Annotated in this window: 18 protein-coding genes; 15 read left to right on the top strand and 3 right to left on the bottom strand. The window is 63.5% G+C overall.

Going from position 1 to position 14,975, the window contains the following annotated elements; translation table 11 throughout:
- Nucleotides 1–202 precede the first annotated feature (202 nt).
- The 5 genes from rplS to leuC all read left to right on the top strand — a co-directional run bounded on the left by rplS (nt 203) and on the right by leuC (nt 5,037).
- A complete protein-coding gene (gene rplS, locus NKH71_RS08785) occupies nt 203–742 on the top strand; it encodes a 50S ribosomal protein L19 (protein WP_023722714.1) in 540 nt (179 codons plus the stop codon).
- Between the two features lie 258 nt (nt 743–1,000).
- A complete protein-coding gene (locus NKH71_RS08780; protein ID WP_031195240.1) occupies nt 1,001–1,798 on the top strand; it encodes a transporter substrate-binding domain-containing protein in 798 nt (265 codons plus the stop codon).
- Between the two features lie 76 nt (nt 1,799–1,874).
- Nucleotides 1,875–2,690: an amino acid ABC transporter permease gene (locus tag NKH71_RS08775; protein ID WP_023722712.1), complete on the top strand. Its 816-nt coding sequence runs from the start codon at nt 1,875–1,877 to the stop codon at nt 2,688–2,690.
- 51 nt (nt 2,691–2,741) lie between these two features.
- Nucleotides 2,742–3,377, top strand: a complete 636-nt coding sequence (locus NKH71_RS08770; RefSeq protein ID WP_023722711.1) for a class I SAM-dependent DNA methyltransferase — start codon at nt 2,742–2,744, stop codon at nt 3,375–3,377.
- 250 nt (nt 3,378–3,627) lie between these two features.
- Complete coding sequence (leuC, locus tag NKH71_RS08765) at nt 3,628–5,037, top strand: 3-isopropylmalate dehydratase large subunit (protein WP_352790112.1); 1,410 nt, start codon at nt 3,628–3,630, stop codon at nt 5,035–5,037.
- Between the two features lie 58 nt (nt 5,038–5,095).
- Here leuC and NKH71_RS08760 read toward each other — a convergent pair whose 3' ends face one another.
- Entirely contained in the window at nt 5,096–5,407 is a 312-nt protein-coding gene (locus tag NKH71_RS08760) for a hypothetical protein (protein ID WP_023722708.1), read from the bottom strand.
- Nucleotides 5,408–5,568: 161 nt separating this feature from the next.
- Here NKH71_RS08760 and NKH71_RS08755 point away from each other — a divergent pair, with 161 nt between their 5' ends.
- Nucleotides 5,569–6,765, top strand: a complete 1,197-nt coding sequence (locus NKH71_RS08755) for a GGDEF domain-containing protein (RefSeq protein ID WP_352494059.1) — start codon at nt 5,569–5,571, stop codon at nt 6,763–6,765.
- Between the two features lie 76 nt (nt 6,766–6,841).
- Entirely contained in the window at nt 6,842–8,062 is a 1,221-nt protein-coding gene (locus NKH71_RS08750; RefSeq protein ID WP_352894754.1) for a GGDEF domain-containing protein, read from the top strand.
- Here NKH71_RS08750 and NKH71_RS08745 read toward each other — a convergent pair.
- Nucleotides 8,046–8,405, bottom strand: coding sequence for a hypothetical protein (locus NKH71_RS08745; RefSeq protein WP_031195239.1), 360 nt, complete (start codon nt 8,403–8,405; stop codon nt 8,046–8,048). The genes NKH71_RS08750 and NKH71_RS08745 overlap by 17 nt on opposite strands.
- Nucleotides 8,406–8,656: 251 nt before the next feature.
- Here NKH71_RS08745 and NKH71_RS08740 point away from each other — a divergent pair, with 251 nt between their 5' ends.
- From NKH71_RS08740 to NKH71_RS08705, 8 genes are all read left to right on the top strand, one after another.
- Nucleotides 8,657–9,028, top strand: coding sequence for a hypothetical protein (locus tag NKH71_RS08740; protein WP_031195237.1), 372 nt, complete (start codon nt 8,657–8,659; stop codon nt 9,026–9,028).
- A gap of 242 nt (nt 9,029–9,270) precedes the next feature.
- Nucleotides 9,271–9,696: a succinate dehydrogenase, cytochrome b556 subunit gene (gene sdhC / locus NKH71_RS08735; RefSeq protein WP_023722703.1), complete on the top strand. Its 426-nt coding sequence runs from the start codon at nt 9,271–9,273 to the stop codon at nt 9,694–9,696.
- Nucleotides 9,693–10,088 (top strand): succinate dehydrogenase, hydrophobic membrane anchor protein, encoded by a 396-nt coding sequence (gene sdhD / locus NKH71_RS08730; RefSeq protein WP_023722702.1) that lies wholly within the window; start codon nt 9,693–9,695, stop codon nt 10,086–10,088. The genes sdhC and sdhD overlap by 4 nt, the downstream gene beginning before the upstream one ends.
- Nucleotides 10,089–10,091: 3 nt before the next feature.
- Nucleotides 10,092–11,930, top strand: coding sequence for a succinate dehydrogenase flavoprotein subunit (gene sdhA, locus NKH71_RS08725; RefSeq protein ID WP_023722701.1), 1,839 nt, complete (start codon nt 10,092–10,094; stop codon nt 11,928–11,930).
- A 2-nt stretch (nt 11,931–11,932) separates the two neighbouring features.
- Nucleotides 11,933–12,370: a DUF3052 family protein gene (locus tag NKH71_RS08720; protein ID WP_031195236.1), complete on the top strand. Its 438-nt coding sequence runs from the start codon at nt 11,933–11,935 to the stop codon at nt 12,368–12,370.
- Complete coding sequence (locus NKH71_RS08715; protein WP_023722699.1) at nt 12,370–13,149, top strand: succinate dehydrogenase iron-sulfur subunit; 780 nt, start codon at nt 12,370–12,372, stop codon at nt 13,147–13,149. The genes NKH71_RS08720 and NKH71_RS08715 overlap by 1 nt, the downstream gene beginning before the upstream one ends.
- 6 nt (nt 13,150–13,155) lie before the next feature.
- Nucleotides 13,156–13,968 carry a nucleotidyltransferase domain-containing protein gene (locus tag NKH71_RS08710; RefSeq protein ID WP_023722698.1) on the top strand — a complete coding sequence of 271 codons (813 nt, stop codon included), beginning with the start codon at nt 13,156–13,158 and terminating at the stop codon, nt 13,966–13,968.
- Entirely contained in the window at nt 13,965–14,600 is a 636-nt protein-coding gene (locus NKH71_RS08705) for a YceH family protein (protein WP_023722697.1), read from the top strand. Before NKH71_RS08710 ends, NKH71_RS08705 begins: the two co-directional genes overlap by 4 nt.
- A gap of 9 nt (nt 14,601–14,609) precedes the next feature.
- Here NKH71_RS08705 and NKH71_RS08700 read toward each other — a convergent pair whose 3' ends face one another.
- Nucleotides 14,610–14,810 carry a hypothetical protein gene (locus NKH71_RS08700; protein ID WP_023722696.1) on the bottom strand — a complete coding sequence of 67 codons (201 nt, stop codon included), beginning with the start codon at nt 14,808–14,810 and terminating at the stop codon, nt 14,610–14,612.
- Nucleotides 14,811–14,975: the final 165 nt, after the last annotated feature.

Raw genomic sequence — 14,975 nt, 5'->3', positions numbered from 1 at the left:
ATAGCTGTATGTGCGCGCCGAACCGGAAGAAAATCTGCCAAGAGCGATCTTCTGGCCCGTCAACAATGACGGTGTAGTCGCCCCTGCCCGATGTTCTCGAACAGACGTTCTCGAACGAAGGGCATAGCCGAGCGGTCGATGCGACTGCAAGGCGAGTGTCGGACGCTCTGACTGTCGGAAGAACAAGAAGTGGATTTATGAGATGGATATCCTCCGTCAGCTCGAGGCCGAGCAGGCCGCCAAGATCGAAGCCAAGCGCAAGCTTCCCGAATTCCAGCCCGGCGACACCGTGCGCGTCCAGGTCCGCGTGACCGAAGGCACCCGCACCCGTGTCCAGGCCTATGAGGGCGTCGTCATCGCCCGCGCCGGCGCCGGTTTCCAGGAGAGCTTCACCGTTCGCAAGATCTCCTACGGCGAAGGCGTGGAGCGTGTGTTCCCGGTCTATTCGCCGATGGTCGAGGGCGTCGAGATCGTGCGCCGCGGCAAGGTGCGTCGCGCCAAGCTGTATTACCTGCGCGATCGTCGCGGCAAATCGGCCCGTATTTCGGAAAACACCGGCGTGCGCGCCCGCAAGCTGAACGACGAAGAGCGCGATGCGCTGAACGCCGAGAAGGCGCGCATCGAGGCCGAGAAGGTGGCCGCCGCCCAGGCGCTGGCCGCCGAGAAGGCAGCGCAGGACGCCGCCGAGAAGAAGGCCGCCGACGAGGCAGCCAAGGCCGCGGAAACAGCTGCCGCCGAATAAGGCGTCTTCAAAACCCATGTTTTCGGAAAGGCGGCTTCGGCCGCCTTTTTGTTTCGCGAGGTGGATTCGATTTTGCCAGTCCCGCAATCGATACGGATCGTTCCGTAATGCCGTCGTTGAAAGCATCGGAAATCCATTTTCGTGCCGAGCGGCGCATCGGAGCGGCTTGCAAGGCGCCTGCGGAAAGCTAAAGTCGGCGCCGGATTTTCCTGCATGCCTCGGCCGATCGAGGCGGTTCAGTTCCTGGGGAGCATAGTCATGATCAATTCGAAACTGCTGCTGGCCGGCCTGCTGGCTTGCCTTCTTGTGCCTGTCGCGGCTATGGCGCAGGTGTTGCCCGACCTCGGCGGCAAGAAAGTGGTGGTGGTGACGGAAAACGCCTATCCGCCGCTGCAGTTCATCGATGCCAAGACCGGCAAGCAGATCGGCTGGGAATATGACGCGATGAACGAGATCGCCAAGCGGCTGAATTTCAAGGTCGAGTACCAGAATACTTCCTGGGACGCGATGATCCAGGCGGTTTCCGACAACCAGTACAACATTGGCATGACCGGCATCACCATCAAGGACGACCGGAAGCAGAAGGTCGATTTCTCCGACCCGTATATGCGCTCGGAACAGTTCATGCTGGTGCGCGGCGACGAGAAGCGCTTCAGCGATGCCAAGACGTTCGCTGCCTTCAAGGACGGGCTGATCGGCGCGCAGGCCGGTACCACGCCGTTCTACACCGCGGTCTACAGCGTCCTCGACGGCAATGAACAGAATCCGCGCATCAAGCTGTTCGAGACATTCGGCGCGACGGTGCAGGCGCTGAAGTCCGGCGACGTCGACGTCGTGCTCACCGACGGCACTGCCGGCAAGGGCTATGTCGATGCGTCCAATGGCGGCCTTAAGCTGATCGGCGGCCCACTCGGCACCGAGGATTTCGGCTTCATTTTCCCCAAGGGCTCCGACCTGGTGAAGCCGGTCAACGCGGCAATCGCCGCGCTCAAGGCCGACGGCACGCTCGACGCGCTCAACAAGAAGTGGTTCCTCGACTACAAGATGGGGCAGTAGGACTTTTGTCGCGGGTGCCGGGTGATGCGCGGGAACTCGTGCTGACTCTGGGCGACTCTGTCACCGGTATTGCTTGATGCCGCCGGCGCCCCCAGCCTCCGCCAAATCCGACTTCCCGTGGTGGCTTGCCGTGGCAGTGACGATCGCCTTGGCCGCCGCCATCTTCATCGCCGCCAGCGACCTCTATGCCCAGGTGTTCGCGACCGTCGCCAAGGGCATCGGCGTCACCATCTTCGTCACCGTGGTCGCCTTCACGCTGGCTTGCGCCATCGGGCTTGGCGTGGCGCTGATGGGGCTGTCGGGCTCACGCTGGCTCAGCCAGATCGCCCGCTTCTACGTCGAGATCATCCGCGGCGTGCCGATCCTAGTGCTGTTGTTCTGGATCGCCTTTGCTGGCGCGCCGGCCTTCGTCGCGGCATGGAACGCGCTGACGGCGCCGCTGCAAAGCGCCGGCCTGTTCGGTGAGCTGCTGGTACGCGACGTGTCGCTGCTATGGCGCGCCATCATGGCGCTGACCATCGGCTATTCCGCTTTCATCTCGGAGGTCTTCCGCGCCGGCATCCAGGCGGTCGAGAAGGGTCAGATCGAGGCGGCGAAGGCGCTCGGGCTGACGCGCACGCAGCGCTTCCGGCTGATCGTCTTTCCGCAGGCGATCCGCACCATCCTGCCGCCGCTCGGCAATGATTTCGTCGCCATGGTCAAGGATTCCTCGCTGGTCTCGGTGCTCGGCGTCGCCGACATCACCCAGATGGGCAAGATCTACGCCGCCGGTTCGTTCCGCTTCTTCGAAACCTATTCGATCGTCGCCTATATCTATCTCATCCTGACCGTCGGTCTGTCGCTGGCGTTGCGGGCGCTGGAGAAGCGGCTGCGGCACCAGCATGGGGAATAGAAGGCAGGCGAAAACGGCGCTACCATCGAACGAATGCGACCGGGGAGAACCATGATCATCGACAAAGCCAATGCGGCGCTGGAAGCAGTCTACACGGCCGACACGCCTGAGGCGCTCGCCAAAGCCTATGCGCAATGGGCTGCGACCTATGACAGCGAAACCGCGGCGCTCGGCTATCTCCTGCCGTTCCTGATCGCCGCCTGGGTGGCGCGCCACGTGCCGTCAGGCGAAGGGCCGCTGCTGGACGCCGGCTGCGGCACCGGCCTGTCGGGGCCGTCCCTGAAGGCACTCGGCTACCACCATATTGCCGGGCTCGACCTGTCGCAGGACATGCTGAAAATCGCCGGCAGCCGGCAGGCCTACAGCGAGCTGAAACAGGCGATGCTCGGCGGGCCATTGCCCTGGGCGGACGGGTATTTTCGCGCCTTCTTCTCGACCGGCGTGTTCACCATCAGCCACGCGCCGGCGTCCGGCCTGCGTGAACTGGTACGCATCACCAGGAAGGGCGGCCACGCCATCTTCACCGTCCGTGACCAGGTATTTGAAAGCGGCGGGTTTCAAGCCGTGTTTGACGAACTGGAGCAGGCGAAAAAATGGCGGCCGGTCGAGGAGAGCCCATGGTTCCGCTGCTATGCGATCGCCGAGCCCGACGCGCTGGTGAAGACGTTTGTGTTCGAGGTGCTGTGAAGCGCCTGCGAAGGCCGCCACGATTGCTGAAAAGCCAAAACATTGATAAGAGCAGCGCCATGGAAGAGCTTTTTGGCGATCCGGCCTATAAGGGTTTCGTGCTGCAGGACAGAAAACGCCTGCCGTCGCGATTTTCGGCGCGCGTCTGCGGGGCGCTGACCAGCCGACTTAGCTAAGGCAGACTCGCCGGGCTGTTTCGCCGGGCCGACCGGCGTCCTTTTCCTTTTTTTAAATCGACGGATTTACGCAAATGAGCGCACCGCGCACCCTCTACGACAAGATTTTCGACGACCATGTGGTCGACCGCCAGGACGACGGCACCTGCCTGCTCTACATCGACCGCCACCTCGTCCACGAAGTCACCAGCCCGCAGGCTTTCGAAGGCCTGCGCATGACCGGCCGCAAGGTTCGGCATCCGGAAAAGACGCTGGCCGTGGTCGATCACAATGTGTCGACCTCGCCGGAACGCAAGTTTGGAATCAAGAACGAGGAAAGCCGCATCCAGGTCGAGGCGCTGGCCAAAAACGCCAAGGATTTCGGTATCGAATACTATTCCGAGAAGGACATCCGCCAGGGCATCGTCCACATCATCGGGCCGGAGCAAGGCTTTACGCTGCCCGGCATGACCATCGTCTGCGGCGACAGCCACACCTCGACGCATGGCGCGTTCGGCGCGCTGGCGCATGGCATCGGCACCTCGGAAGTCGAGCATGTGCTGGCGACGCAGACGCTGATCCAGCGCAAGGCAAAGAACATGCTGGTGCGTGTCGACGGCGCGCTGCCGGAAGGCGTCACCGCCAAGGACATCATCCTTGCCATCATCGGCGAAATCGGCACGGCCGGCGGCACCGGCTATGTCATCGAATATGCCGGCGAAGCGATCCGTGCGCTGTCGATGGAAGGCCGCATGACGATCTGCAACATGTCGATCGAAGCCGGCGCCCGCGCCGGCCTGATCGCGCCCGACGAGACCACCTTCGCCTATGTCAAGGACAAGCCGCGCGCCCCCAAGGGCGAAGCCTGGGATGCCGCGCTCGCCTATTGGAAGACGCTGCGGTCCGACGAAGGCGCGCATTTCGACAAGGTGGTCGTGCTCGACGCGGCAAAGCTGCCGCCGATCGTCTCCTGGGGCTCCTCGCCCGAGGACGTCGTTTCGGTCCAGGGCATCGTGCCGAACCCGGACGACATCACTGATGAGAACAAGCGCACCTCCAAGCAACGCGCGCTCGACTATATGGGCCTGACGCCGGGCACCAAGATCACCGATATCGAACTCGATCGCGTCTTCATCGGCTCCTGCACCAATGGCCGCATCGAGGATCTGCGCGCCGCCGCCAAGGTGATCGAGGGCAAAAAGGTCAATCCGCGGGTCAGTGCGATGATCGTGCCGGGCTCCGGCCTGGTCAAGGAACAGGCCGAGGCCGAAGGTCTCGACAAGATCTTTGTCGCCGCCGGTTTCGACTGGCGCGAGCCGGGCTGCTCGATGTGCCTTGCCATGAACGACGACCGGCTGAAGCCGCATGAGCGCTGCGCCTCGACCTCGAACCGCAATTTCGAGGGCCGCCAAGGCTTCAAGGGCCGCACCCATCTGGTGTCGCCGGCAATGGCGGCAGCAGCAGCGATCGCCGGCCATTTCGTCGATATCCGCGAGTGGAAATAGCGCAGGGCACGCAGTCGGATATGAGTTGCCCGAGCCGCAGTGCGGTTCGGGCATTTCTTCAGCTGGGGCGCCTGACGAATTCGTGGAATCCCTCACGGCGGCCGGGTTGGTCCTTTGCGACGACCAGCGCCAGTTGGCGCTCGTCGAAGAGCTTGAACCATTCGTCCCATTCGACCAGTTCATAGCCGCCGGCATTGATCGGGCGTTCGGCCTCGTCCTGATCCTGGTAGGCGTGCTGGCCGAAGACCAGCCTCAGCATGGCCTGGGTTCCGGCTTCAGGCGACACGTCGACGATCGCCGGAAAGCCGGCGCGCGCCGCGGCCCATGAGCGAATTGCATCGTGATCGGTCAGCATGATCGTGTCGGCCATCAGAGCGTCTCCTGGTTGCCGTCGTGAAACGCCGCCCGCCGTTCCCGGTTCCGTCCAGCAGCTTCACCGATGAATCCGTCGTATATTCGCCTTCGCTTAACCGCTTGTTTGGGCTTCCGCTCTAATGTCTCCTCAGGGGAAGCGAGGGGAACTTACAGCGCTTGGACACCGGCCTGCTCATAGCGCTGCTCAATCCAGGCATCGCCCTCACACTCGGCGCGGCATTTCTCGTGCTGTGGTTCTATCAGCGCCACCGTCCCTATCTGATCGTGCTGGCGGCGGGCTACTCGGCCTCGGCCGCAGGCTTCCTGCTCCAGTATTTCACGCTGCCGGTCGGTATGGCGCCGACCAAGCTCATGTCCATCCTATGCTTCACCTTCGCGACCTGCTGTCTCGCCGGCGCGGTCATCGCGCGCTACGGGCGGCGCGTGCCGTATCCAGCGATCGGCATTCTGGCGGCCGGCGGCCTTGCCGCGGTCTCATGGTTTCTCTTTGCCCGGCCGGATATCACCTGGCGGATCCTTGCCATCAATTTCAGCTTCGGCGGCATCAGCCTGGTTGTCGCCGCCGAGCTGCGCGTGGTGCGCAACAACGGCCCGACGGAAATGATCCTGTTCGTGCTGTCGCTGCTTTCCGGCCTGAACTTCCTGGTGCGGACCCTTGCCGTCGTCATCGCGCATGGTCCATTTGCCAGCTATGAAGGGCTTTACTCCTCGTCCTATTGGACGACGGCACTGCTGTCGCATGCGCTGCTGTCGCTGCTTATCGCGCTTTGCCTGTTCGGCGCCGCCGCGCTCGATGTGATGAAGGCCCTGAAGACCGAAACCCTGACGGACCCGCTGTCGGGCCTGCTCAACCGCCGTGGCTTCGAGGAGCGCGCCATGCTTGTCCTGCAGCACTGTGCCACGGCGCGATTGCCGGTTGCGCTGGTGTTGGCCGATCTCGATCATTTCAAGGCGCTCAATGATCAGCATGGCCACGCGGCCGGGGATCGCGTCATCGCCGACTTCGCCGCCAAGCTTCTATCGGCTGCAGGCACGCGCGGCGTTGCCGGCCGCATCGGCGGCGAGGAGTTCGCCGTGCTCTTGCCGCTCAGTGACCTTGGCGCGGCAAGACTGTTTGCCGAAGCCATTCGCACGCTCTATTCGGCGGGCAGAATCGACGGGCTTCCGCCCGACACAAGAGTGACCGCGAGCTTCGGCGTGGCCGCCCGTACGGGCGACGAAGGGCTGGACCCGCTGATGCGCCGTGCCGACGAAGCGCTCTACAAAGCCAAGAGAAATGGCCGCGACAGCGTGTGCCTGTCCTATCAGCGGCCTGAAACGGTGTTCTTTCCCGATCGGACCAGTGCTGGCTGAGCGTCAGCGGCGGCTTCGAATTAACGTCTTTTTCGCGCTTGGTGATTTGCTGTTCGGGGGGAGTGCCAAAAACGCAATGGGCAGCGCCAATTTCATCCTGGTGATCAACCTGTTCGTTGCCGGGCTGCTGGCGGCGGCCTTCATGACGATCGCCGTCTATGACGCAGGACGGGTGTCGGCACGCTGGCTTGCGTTCGGCTATGTACTGGGCATGGCCTATTTCGCCATCGAATTCAGCATCCCTGCCTTCGACAATGCACGACCCGTGGTTGTCGCAGCCTTTGCCGCTTTCCTTGGCGCTACCGTCGCCTTCAATGGCGGGCTTGCCCATAAATACGGCGTTTCGCGCCCTTGGCCGCCGATGCTCTTCTTCCTGGTCTTCGCCACCGTGGCGGTCTACTTCGTACAGGACCTGCCACGTCAATCCTTTGTGCGAATGGCGGCCTACCAGCTTCCCTATGCGGCTATGCAATTCACCGGGCTGGCGATCGTCTTGTCGTCCAGGCAAAGACGCGAGCGGCTCGACTATATGCTGATGGCTGTCCTGGCGGCCAGCACCTTGCAGTTCGCCAGCAAACCCTTCATCGCCCATGCGCTCGGCGGCTGGGGTGCCAACCCGCAATCTTATGCGCAGACCAGCTATGCGTTGGTGTCGCAGTCGATCGGCACCGTGTTCGGGCTGGCGCTTGCGCTGGTGACATTGGCTATCCTGGTCCGCGACGTGCTCGCCGAGGCGACGTCGAAATCGGAAACCGATACGCTTTCACGGCTGCTCAACCGTGGCGGCTTCGAGCGCCATGCCGAGATCGCACTGCGCGACGCCATGCGGCGGGCCGTTCCAGCGGCACTGGTCATTGCCGATCTCGACCATTTCAAGCGCATCAACGATACTTACGGCCACGCGTCCGGCGATCGGGTCATCGAGACCTTTGCCGGTTTTCTCCGCGATGCCGCGGCCGACCATCATGTCGCCGGCCGGATCGGCGGCGAGGAATTCGCTATTTTCCTGCCGGGGACCAACCTCGCCGCCGCCCGGCTCTTCGCCGAGGGCACGCGTACCGCCTTCGGTGCCACGCCCATCGACTGCCTGCCGGCGGATCATCGCTGCAGCGCCAGTTTCGGCGTTGCCGAGCTTGGTTCGGGCGAAAGCTTTTCCGACCTGCTGCGGCGCGCCGACAAAGCGCTCTATCAGGCGAAGGGCAGCGGCCGCGATTGCGTGCGTGTCTCGGCCGGGCCGGCTGCTGCCCAGCCGGCGCCGGCGACAAACGGCAGCGCGGCCGTCAGCGGCACGGGCTGAGCTCCGGCATCTCGCCGTCGGAGAGGCCGTACATATAGCTGCGGCCCTTCACGAAAACCGGCGGCCTGTAGCAGTCGCCGTTTCGGACCTCATCCGAGTCGTTTTCATAGATCACCTCGGGCTGGCCGGCGCTGGTGTAGTCGGACAATTCCTTGGCGAGCTTGCCCTCGCCGACGAGGATGCGCTTGTAGCCGGCGGCGCTTTCGATGACCAGGTTGCCGAAGGAATCGGCATAGACGCGGTCGTGGTGGCGCGTTCCGGCGAATGCCGGTGCGGCGATGCCGACGGCGAGCGCCGCCAATAGGAACCCGCGAAGGCACGATCTGGCTGAATTCGAATGCATGGCGAGCTGCTCCATTGCTGAGAGGCAAGCCTCCTCGAATCAGAAATTAACCTTTTATTAACCTTTGTTAAGAGGGCAACCGCCGCCGCCGCGAGGTCTCGGAAAACATGGTTAATATTCGAGCGGCCACCGGCCATCATTCGGCCATGCTTGTTCCCACCATCGCCGGCATCGAGCACGACTCAAAAAGCATGAAATCCGGCGGCTTGCCGGGGCATCGCGGCCGGTTTCGAGGCGCGGGGAAGCAGCATATGAGATTACGCCGCACGTTTCGGATAGCGCTGGCCGTCTCCTCGCTGCTGGCTGCCGCCGCCTGCACGCCGCAGACCAGTGCGCCCAAGCTCGGGAATACAGTGGCCGCTTCTGTCGCGATCGCTCCAACCGAATCGACACCGCAGCCGCGCACGGCGACCTACAAATGCGCCGACGGGAGCATGATGACCATCGAGAATCTCGGCACGTCGGTGCGCGTGCTCGGCCCGGACGGCACCAGCTCCGAGCTGCCGGCCTCACCCGCCAATCAGACCAGCCGGTACGGCGAGGCGCATGACGCAATCGTGATCGACGGGCGCGACGCATTGGTGATGAAGGGCGGTGCCTCACCGGTGGCCTGTACACGCTGATCGACCCGGCGCGGCAGCCATATTTTGCAGTGCAGCGACATTGTGCCGGCTCAAGGCCACAGCCCTAATCGATTGAAGCTGAAACCTTCGCTTTCATCAGACTAAATTACGTTTTCAAAACGGTTTTCCGGCTTTGACGCGGTGCAAAAAGAGCATTAGAAACCGGCTGTCCGAAGTCGCAACCGGAAGCGGTAATGCCGCATTTCCACCTGAGGCTCCAGAGACGCCGAACTGGGGGAGCCATGAGCAAATCACCAGCCACCCGCGAATTTACCAGACGTGAACGGCCGCTTTCGCCGCATCTGACCGTCTATCGGCCGCCGATCACCATGACGATGTCGATCGTCCACCGCATCACCGGCGGGGCGCTCTATTTCGGCACGCTGCTGGTCGCGCTGTGGCTGATGGCGGCGGCGAGTTCGGAGGCGACCTTCAATGCCGTCAACTGGGCCTTCGGCTCGTGGCTCGGGCGGCTGGTGCTGTTCGGCTACAGCTGGGCGCTGATGCACCACATGCTGGGCGGCGTGCGCCATCTTATCTGGGACACTGGGGCCGGGCTGGAAAAGCATACGGCCTCGAGGATCGCCTGGGCGACGCTGGCCGGCTCGGTCACGCTGACGCTGCTGATCTGGATCGCCGGCTACATGGCGCGGGGGAGCCTGACATGACCGGCAAAAACACCGATATGCGCACGCCGCTGGCCAGGGTCCGCGGCCTCGGTTCGGCCCACGAGGGCACCGGCCATTTCTGGCGCCAGCGGCTGACGGCGATCTCCAACATCCCGCTGGTCCTGTTCTTCGTCGGCTTCCTGATCGCACTCAACGGCGCCAGCTATCTCGAGGTGCGCGCCGCACTTGCCAATCCGTTCGTGGCACTGGTGCTGGCGCTGGTGCTGCTGTCGGTGCTCTACCACATGCGGCTCGGCATGCAGGCGATCATCGAAGACTATGTGCATGGCGAGGGCACCAGGCTGGCGCTGCTCGCGCTCAACACATTCTTTCCCGTAGTCGTCGGCGTCGCTTCGGTCTTCGCCCTGCTTAAACTGGCATTTGGAGGCTGATTTTTGGCCAAGGACGCGAAGAACGCCAATACGGCTTCCGCCTATAGCTATGTCGACCACAAATTCGACGTCGTGGTCGTCGGCGCCGGCGGTGCTGGCCTGCGTGCCACGCTCGGCATGGCCGAGCAGGGCCTGCGCACCGCCTGCATCACCAAGGTTTTCCCGACGCGCTCGCACACGGTCGCCGCTCAGGGCGGCATCGCCGCCTCGCTCGCCAATATGGGGCCCGACAACTGGCAGTGGCATCTCTTCGACACGGTCAAGGGCTCGGATTGGCTGGGTGATACCGACGCGCAGGAATACATGGTGCGCGAGGCGCCGGCGGCGGTCTATGAACTCGAGCATTACGGCGTTCCCTTCAGCCGCACCGAGGACGGGAAAATCTACCAGCGGCCGTTCGGCGGCATGATGATGAATTTCGGCGAAGGGCCGCCGGTGCAGCGCACCTGCGCTGCCGCCGACCGCACCGGCCACGCCATGCTGCATACGCTGTACGGTCAGTCGCTGAAGCACAATGCGCAGTTCTTCATCGAGTATTTCGCGCTCGACCTGATCATGGAGCCGGACGGCACCTGCACCGGCGTCGTCGCCTGGAACCTCGACGACGGCACCATCCACCGTTTTTCGGCCAAGATGGTGGTGCTGGCGACCGGCGGCTATGGCCGCGCCTATTTCTCGGCCACCTCGGCGCATACCTGCACCGGCGATGGCGGCGGCATGGTCGCACGCGCCGGCCTGGCGCTGCAGGATATGGAGTTCGTGCAGTTCCACCCGACCGGCATCTACGGCGCCGGCTGCCTGATTACCGAGGGCGCGCGCGGCGAGGGCGGCTATCTCGTCAATTCCGAGGGCGAGCGCTTCATGGAACGCTACGCGCCGTCAGCCAAGGATCTGGCCTCGCGTGACGTGGTCTCGCGCTGCATGACGCTGGAGATCCGCGAAGGCCGTGGCGTCGGCCCGAAGAAGGACCATATTTTTCTCCACCTCGACCATCTCGATCCGGCCGTTTTGCACGAAAGGCTCCCGGGTATTTCAGAGTCGGCAAAGATTTTTGCCGGCGTCGACCTGACCAAGGAACCGATCCCGGTGCTGCCGACCGTCCATTACAATATGGGCGGCGTGCCGACCAATTACTGGGGCGAGGTGCTCAACCCGACCGCCCTGAACCCGGACCAGGTGTTGCCCGGGCTGATGGCCGTCGGCGAGGCCGGCTGCGCCTCGGTGCACGGCGCCAACCGGCTGGGTTCGAATTCGCTGATCGACCTGGTGGTGTTCGGCCGTGCGGCGGCGATCCGGGCCGGCCAGGTGATCGACCGCAACGTCGCGATCCCGTCGCCCAACGAAGCCTCGGTCGAAAAGATCATGGACCGCTTCGACCGGCTGCGCCACGCCAACGGTTCGACGCCGACAGCGGTTTTGCGCGAAAAGATGCAGAAGGCGATGCAGGAGGACGCGGCGGTGTTCCGCACCCAGGAATCGTTGGAAAGCGGCTGCAGGCGCATTTCGCAGATCTGGGGTGAACTCGGCGACGTCAAGGTGTTCGACCGCTCGATGATCTGGAACTCCGACCTGGTCGAGACGCTGGAGCTGGAAAACCTGATGGCCAACGCCATCACCACCGTCTACGGCGCCGAAGCGCGCAAGGAAAGCCGCGGGGCGCACGCGCGGGAGGACTTTTCGGCCCGCGACGACGCGAACTGGCGCAAGCATACGCTGGCCCGGCTCAACGAGGCCGGCGAGGTAGCGCTCAGCTACCGGCCGGTGCACGCCGAGACGCTGCTTAAGGAAGCAGACGGCGGCATCAACCCGGCCAAGATTGCGCCGAAGGCCAGGGTGTATTGATCATGGCGCTGGCGGCAGCTGGATATTCCGGCACACCCCTTCCGGCCAAGCTCGGCCTGAAGGACGGGATGATTGCCGCCTTCGTCGCCCTGCCGCCCGAACTCGACGATCTGACCGACGCCGTCGACTTTGCCCACGTCGACCGGGTGGCTGACTGGTCGGCGATCTATGGCGTTCATGAGAAATACGATGCCGTGCATGCTTTCGCCCGGCGGCGTGTCGAAATCGAGGACCGTCTTGGCGACGTAGAAGCGGCGATTAAGCGGCACGGCATGGTTTGGGTGTCGTGGCCAAAGAAGGCATCGAAAGTGCCGACCGACGTCACCGAGGACGTTATCCGCACCGAGGCGCTGAAGCTCGACCTCGTCGACGTCAAGGTCGCCGCCATAAACGGGATCTGGTCCGGGCTGAAGCTCGTCATCCGAAAGGACCTGAGATAATGGTCGAACTCACGCTTCCGAAAAACTCGAAGATCATGGCCGGAAAAACCTGGCCGAAGCCGGAGGGCGCGACCAATCTGCGCGAATACCGCATCTATCGCTGGTCGCCGGACGATGACGAGAACCCGCGCATGGACACGTATTTCGTCGACATGGACGATTGCGGGCCGATGGTGCTCGACGCGCTGCTCTGGATCAAGAACAAGATCGACCCGACGCTGACGCTGCGCCGTTCCTGCCGCGAAGGCATTTGCGGCTCCTGCGCCATGAACATCGACGGGTCGAACACGCTGGCCTGCACCAAGGGCTGCGACGACATTTCCGGCGCGATCAAGGTCTACCCGCTGCCGCACATGCAAGTGGTCAAGGACCTTGTGCCCGACCTCACCAATTTCTACGCCCAGCACGCCTCGATCGAGCCGTGGTTGAAGACGGTGTCGCCCGAGCCGGCCAAGGAATGGCTGCAGAGCCATGAGGACCGCGAAAAGCTCGACGGGCTCTACGAGTGCATATTGTGCGCCTGCTGCTCGACCTCCTGCCCGAGCTACTGGTGGAACGGCGAGCGCTATCTCGGCCCGGCGACGCTGCTGCAGGCCTATCGCTGGCTGATCGATTCCAGGGACGAGGCAACGGGCGAGCGGCTCGACAATCTCGAAGACCCGTTCCGGCTCTATCGCTGTCACACGATCATGAACTGCGCCCAGACCTGCCCCAAAGGGCTCAACCCGGCCAAGGCGATCGCCGAGATCAAGAAGATGATGGTGGAGCGACGGGTTTAGCAGCAGATGAAGCAGCTACCTGCCGATTTTTCATCTGACGCCGTCGCGGCGATCCGGGCGCGACTCGATGTCGTGCGAACGCAAGGCGTGACGATCCTGTTCGCCATCGAAAGCGGAAGCCGCGCCTGGGGGTTCCCGTCTCCCGACAGCGACTATGACTGCCGTTTCGTCTATGTCAGGCCGGCATCGGATCACCTTGTGTTGGAACAGGCACGCGACGTGATCGAATTTCCCATCGAAGGCGAGATCGATGCCGGTGGCTGGGATCTGCGCAAGGCCTTGCTGCTCGGGCTCGGCGGCAATGCCGTCATCGTCGAATGGGCAAAATCATCAATCGTCTACGAAGAGGTCACGGGATTTCGGCGGCGCCTTCTCGACCTGCTTGCCGAGATCGTCGATCCGGCAAAAGTAGCGCGTCACTATCTCGGCCTGGCGCGTTCACATGTTGCCAAGATCGGCAGCTTTTCCGGCGAGGTGAAGCTGAAGAAGCTGTTCTATCTCATTCGACCACTGGTCGCGTTGGACTGGATGGAGCAGCGCGGCCTCGCCGGTCTACCGCCGATGAACCTTGGCGAGTGCATCGACCAGATCGAGATGCCAGCGCAGGCAAGCGATGAAATCCGCAGCCTGATCGACCGGAAAAGCCAGACGCGGGAAATGGGGACCGGTCTCATCCCGACGGCGATCGCGCGCTATCTTGAGGCGCGCTATGGTCACCACGAAATGAACCTTGCCGGCGTGATCCGGGATGAAGCCCGCCAGGCGCGAAACCGTGTCCTTGCAACCGACTTTTACCGCCGGGAGGCTGAACTTCAATGAGCGATGAGCTTCCCATCCTCTCCCCCATCGAGGCGCGTGTGCTCGGCTGCCTGATCGAGAAGAAGGAGCTGACGCCCGACGTCTATCCGCTGACGCTCAATGCGGCACTTGCCGCGGCCAACCAGAAGACGGCGCGCGAGCCGGTAATGTCGGTCGAGCTTGCCGAGGTTAGAAGGGCGCTTGGCCAGCTCGAGCAGAAGGGCCTGGTCAGGCAGGTGTTCGCGTCGCGCGTCGAGCGCTATGAGCATGTCGTGGCGCAGCGCTTTTCCCTGACCTCGGCGCAGATCGCGCTGCTCGGCCTGTTGCTGCTGCGCGGCCCGCAGACGGCCTATGAACTGCTGGCGCGAAGCGAGCGCATGGCACGGTTGCCGTCGATCGACGAGCTTCGCGGCAATCTCGATCTGCTGATCGGCCGCAGGCCGCCGCTGGTGCAGCAGATCGACCGCGGCCCGGGCCAGCGCGAGGACCGTTATGTCCAACTGCTCAGCGGGCCGGTGCAGCTGTCGGCTGCCGCGGCGCCCCAGCAATCGCCCTTGCCGGCCTCGGATCTGGAAATGCGCGTGCAGGCCCTCGAGCAGGAGGTCGCGGCATTGCGCGCCCGCCTCGACGCGCTGACCGGCGAGGGGCACTGAATCGCGACCTCATCTCCTGCTGTAGACGCCGTTCGCCTCGCCCCCAGGATCGACCAGCCGCAACTGCCGGCCATTCAGCTGCCAACTCAGCGAGACCGGCTTCAGGTCGCCGGCACCAAACTTCCAGGTGCCGGTCAGATCGGGCCGGCAGCCATTGACGGATTTGTAGGTGCCGGCCTTCGGCGTGAAGACCAGCGTCGAGCCTTGCACTCTTGTCGTGCCGGTCTTCAGCGTCAGTGACTGGATCTGGCCGCAGCCGTCGACCAGCGAGGATTCGAACAGCGCATATTGCGTGCGCCCGTTGGCGCCGAAGGTGAAGGAGATGCTGCCGCCGCTGCCCGGCGCACAGTGGCCGAGCGTCGTGCAATAATCGCC

The sequence above is a fragment of the Mesorhizobium sp. M0983 genome (assembly GCF_040318975.1).
Lineage (GTDB): Bacteria > Pseudomonadota > Alphaproteobacteria > Rhizobiales > Rhizobiaceae > Mesorhizobium.
This window is presented reverse-complemented; position numbering and strand designations above follow the sequence as displayed.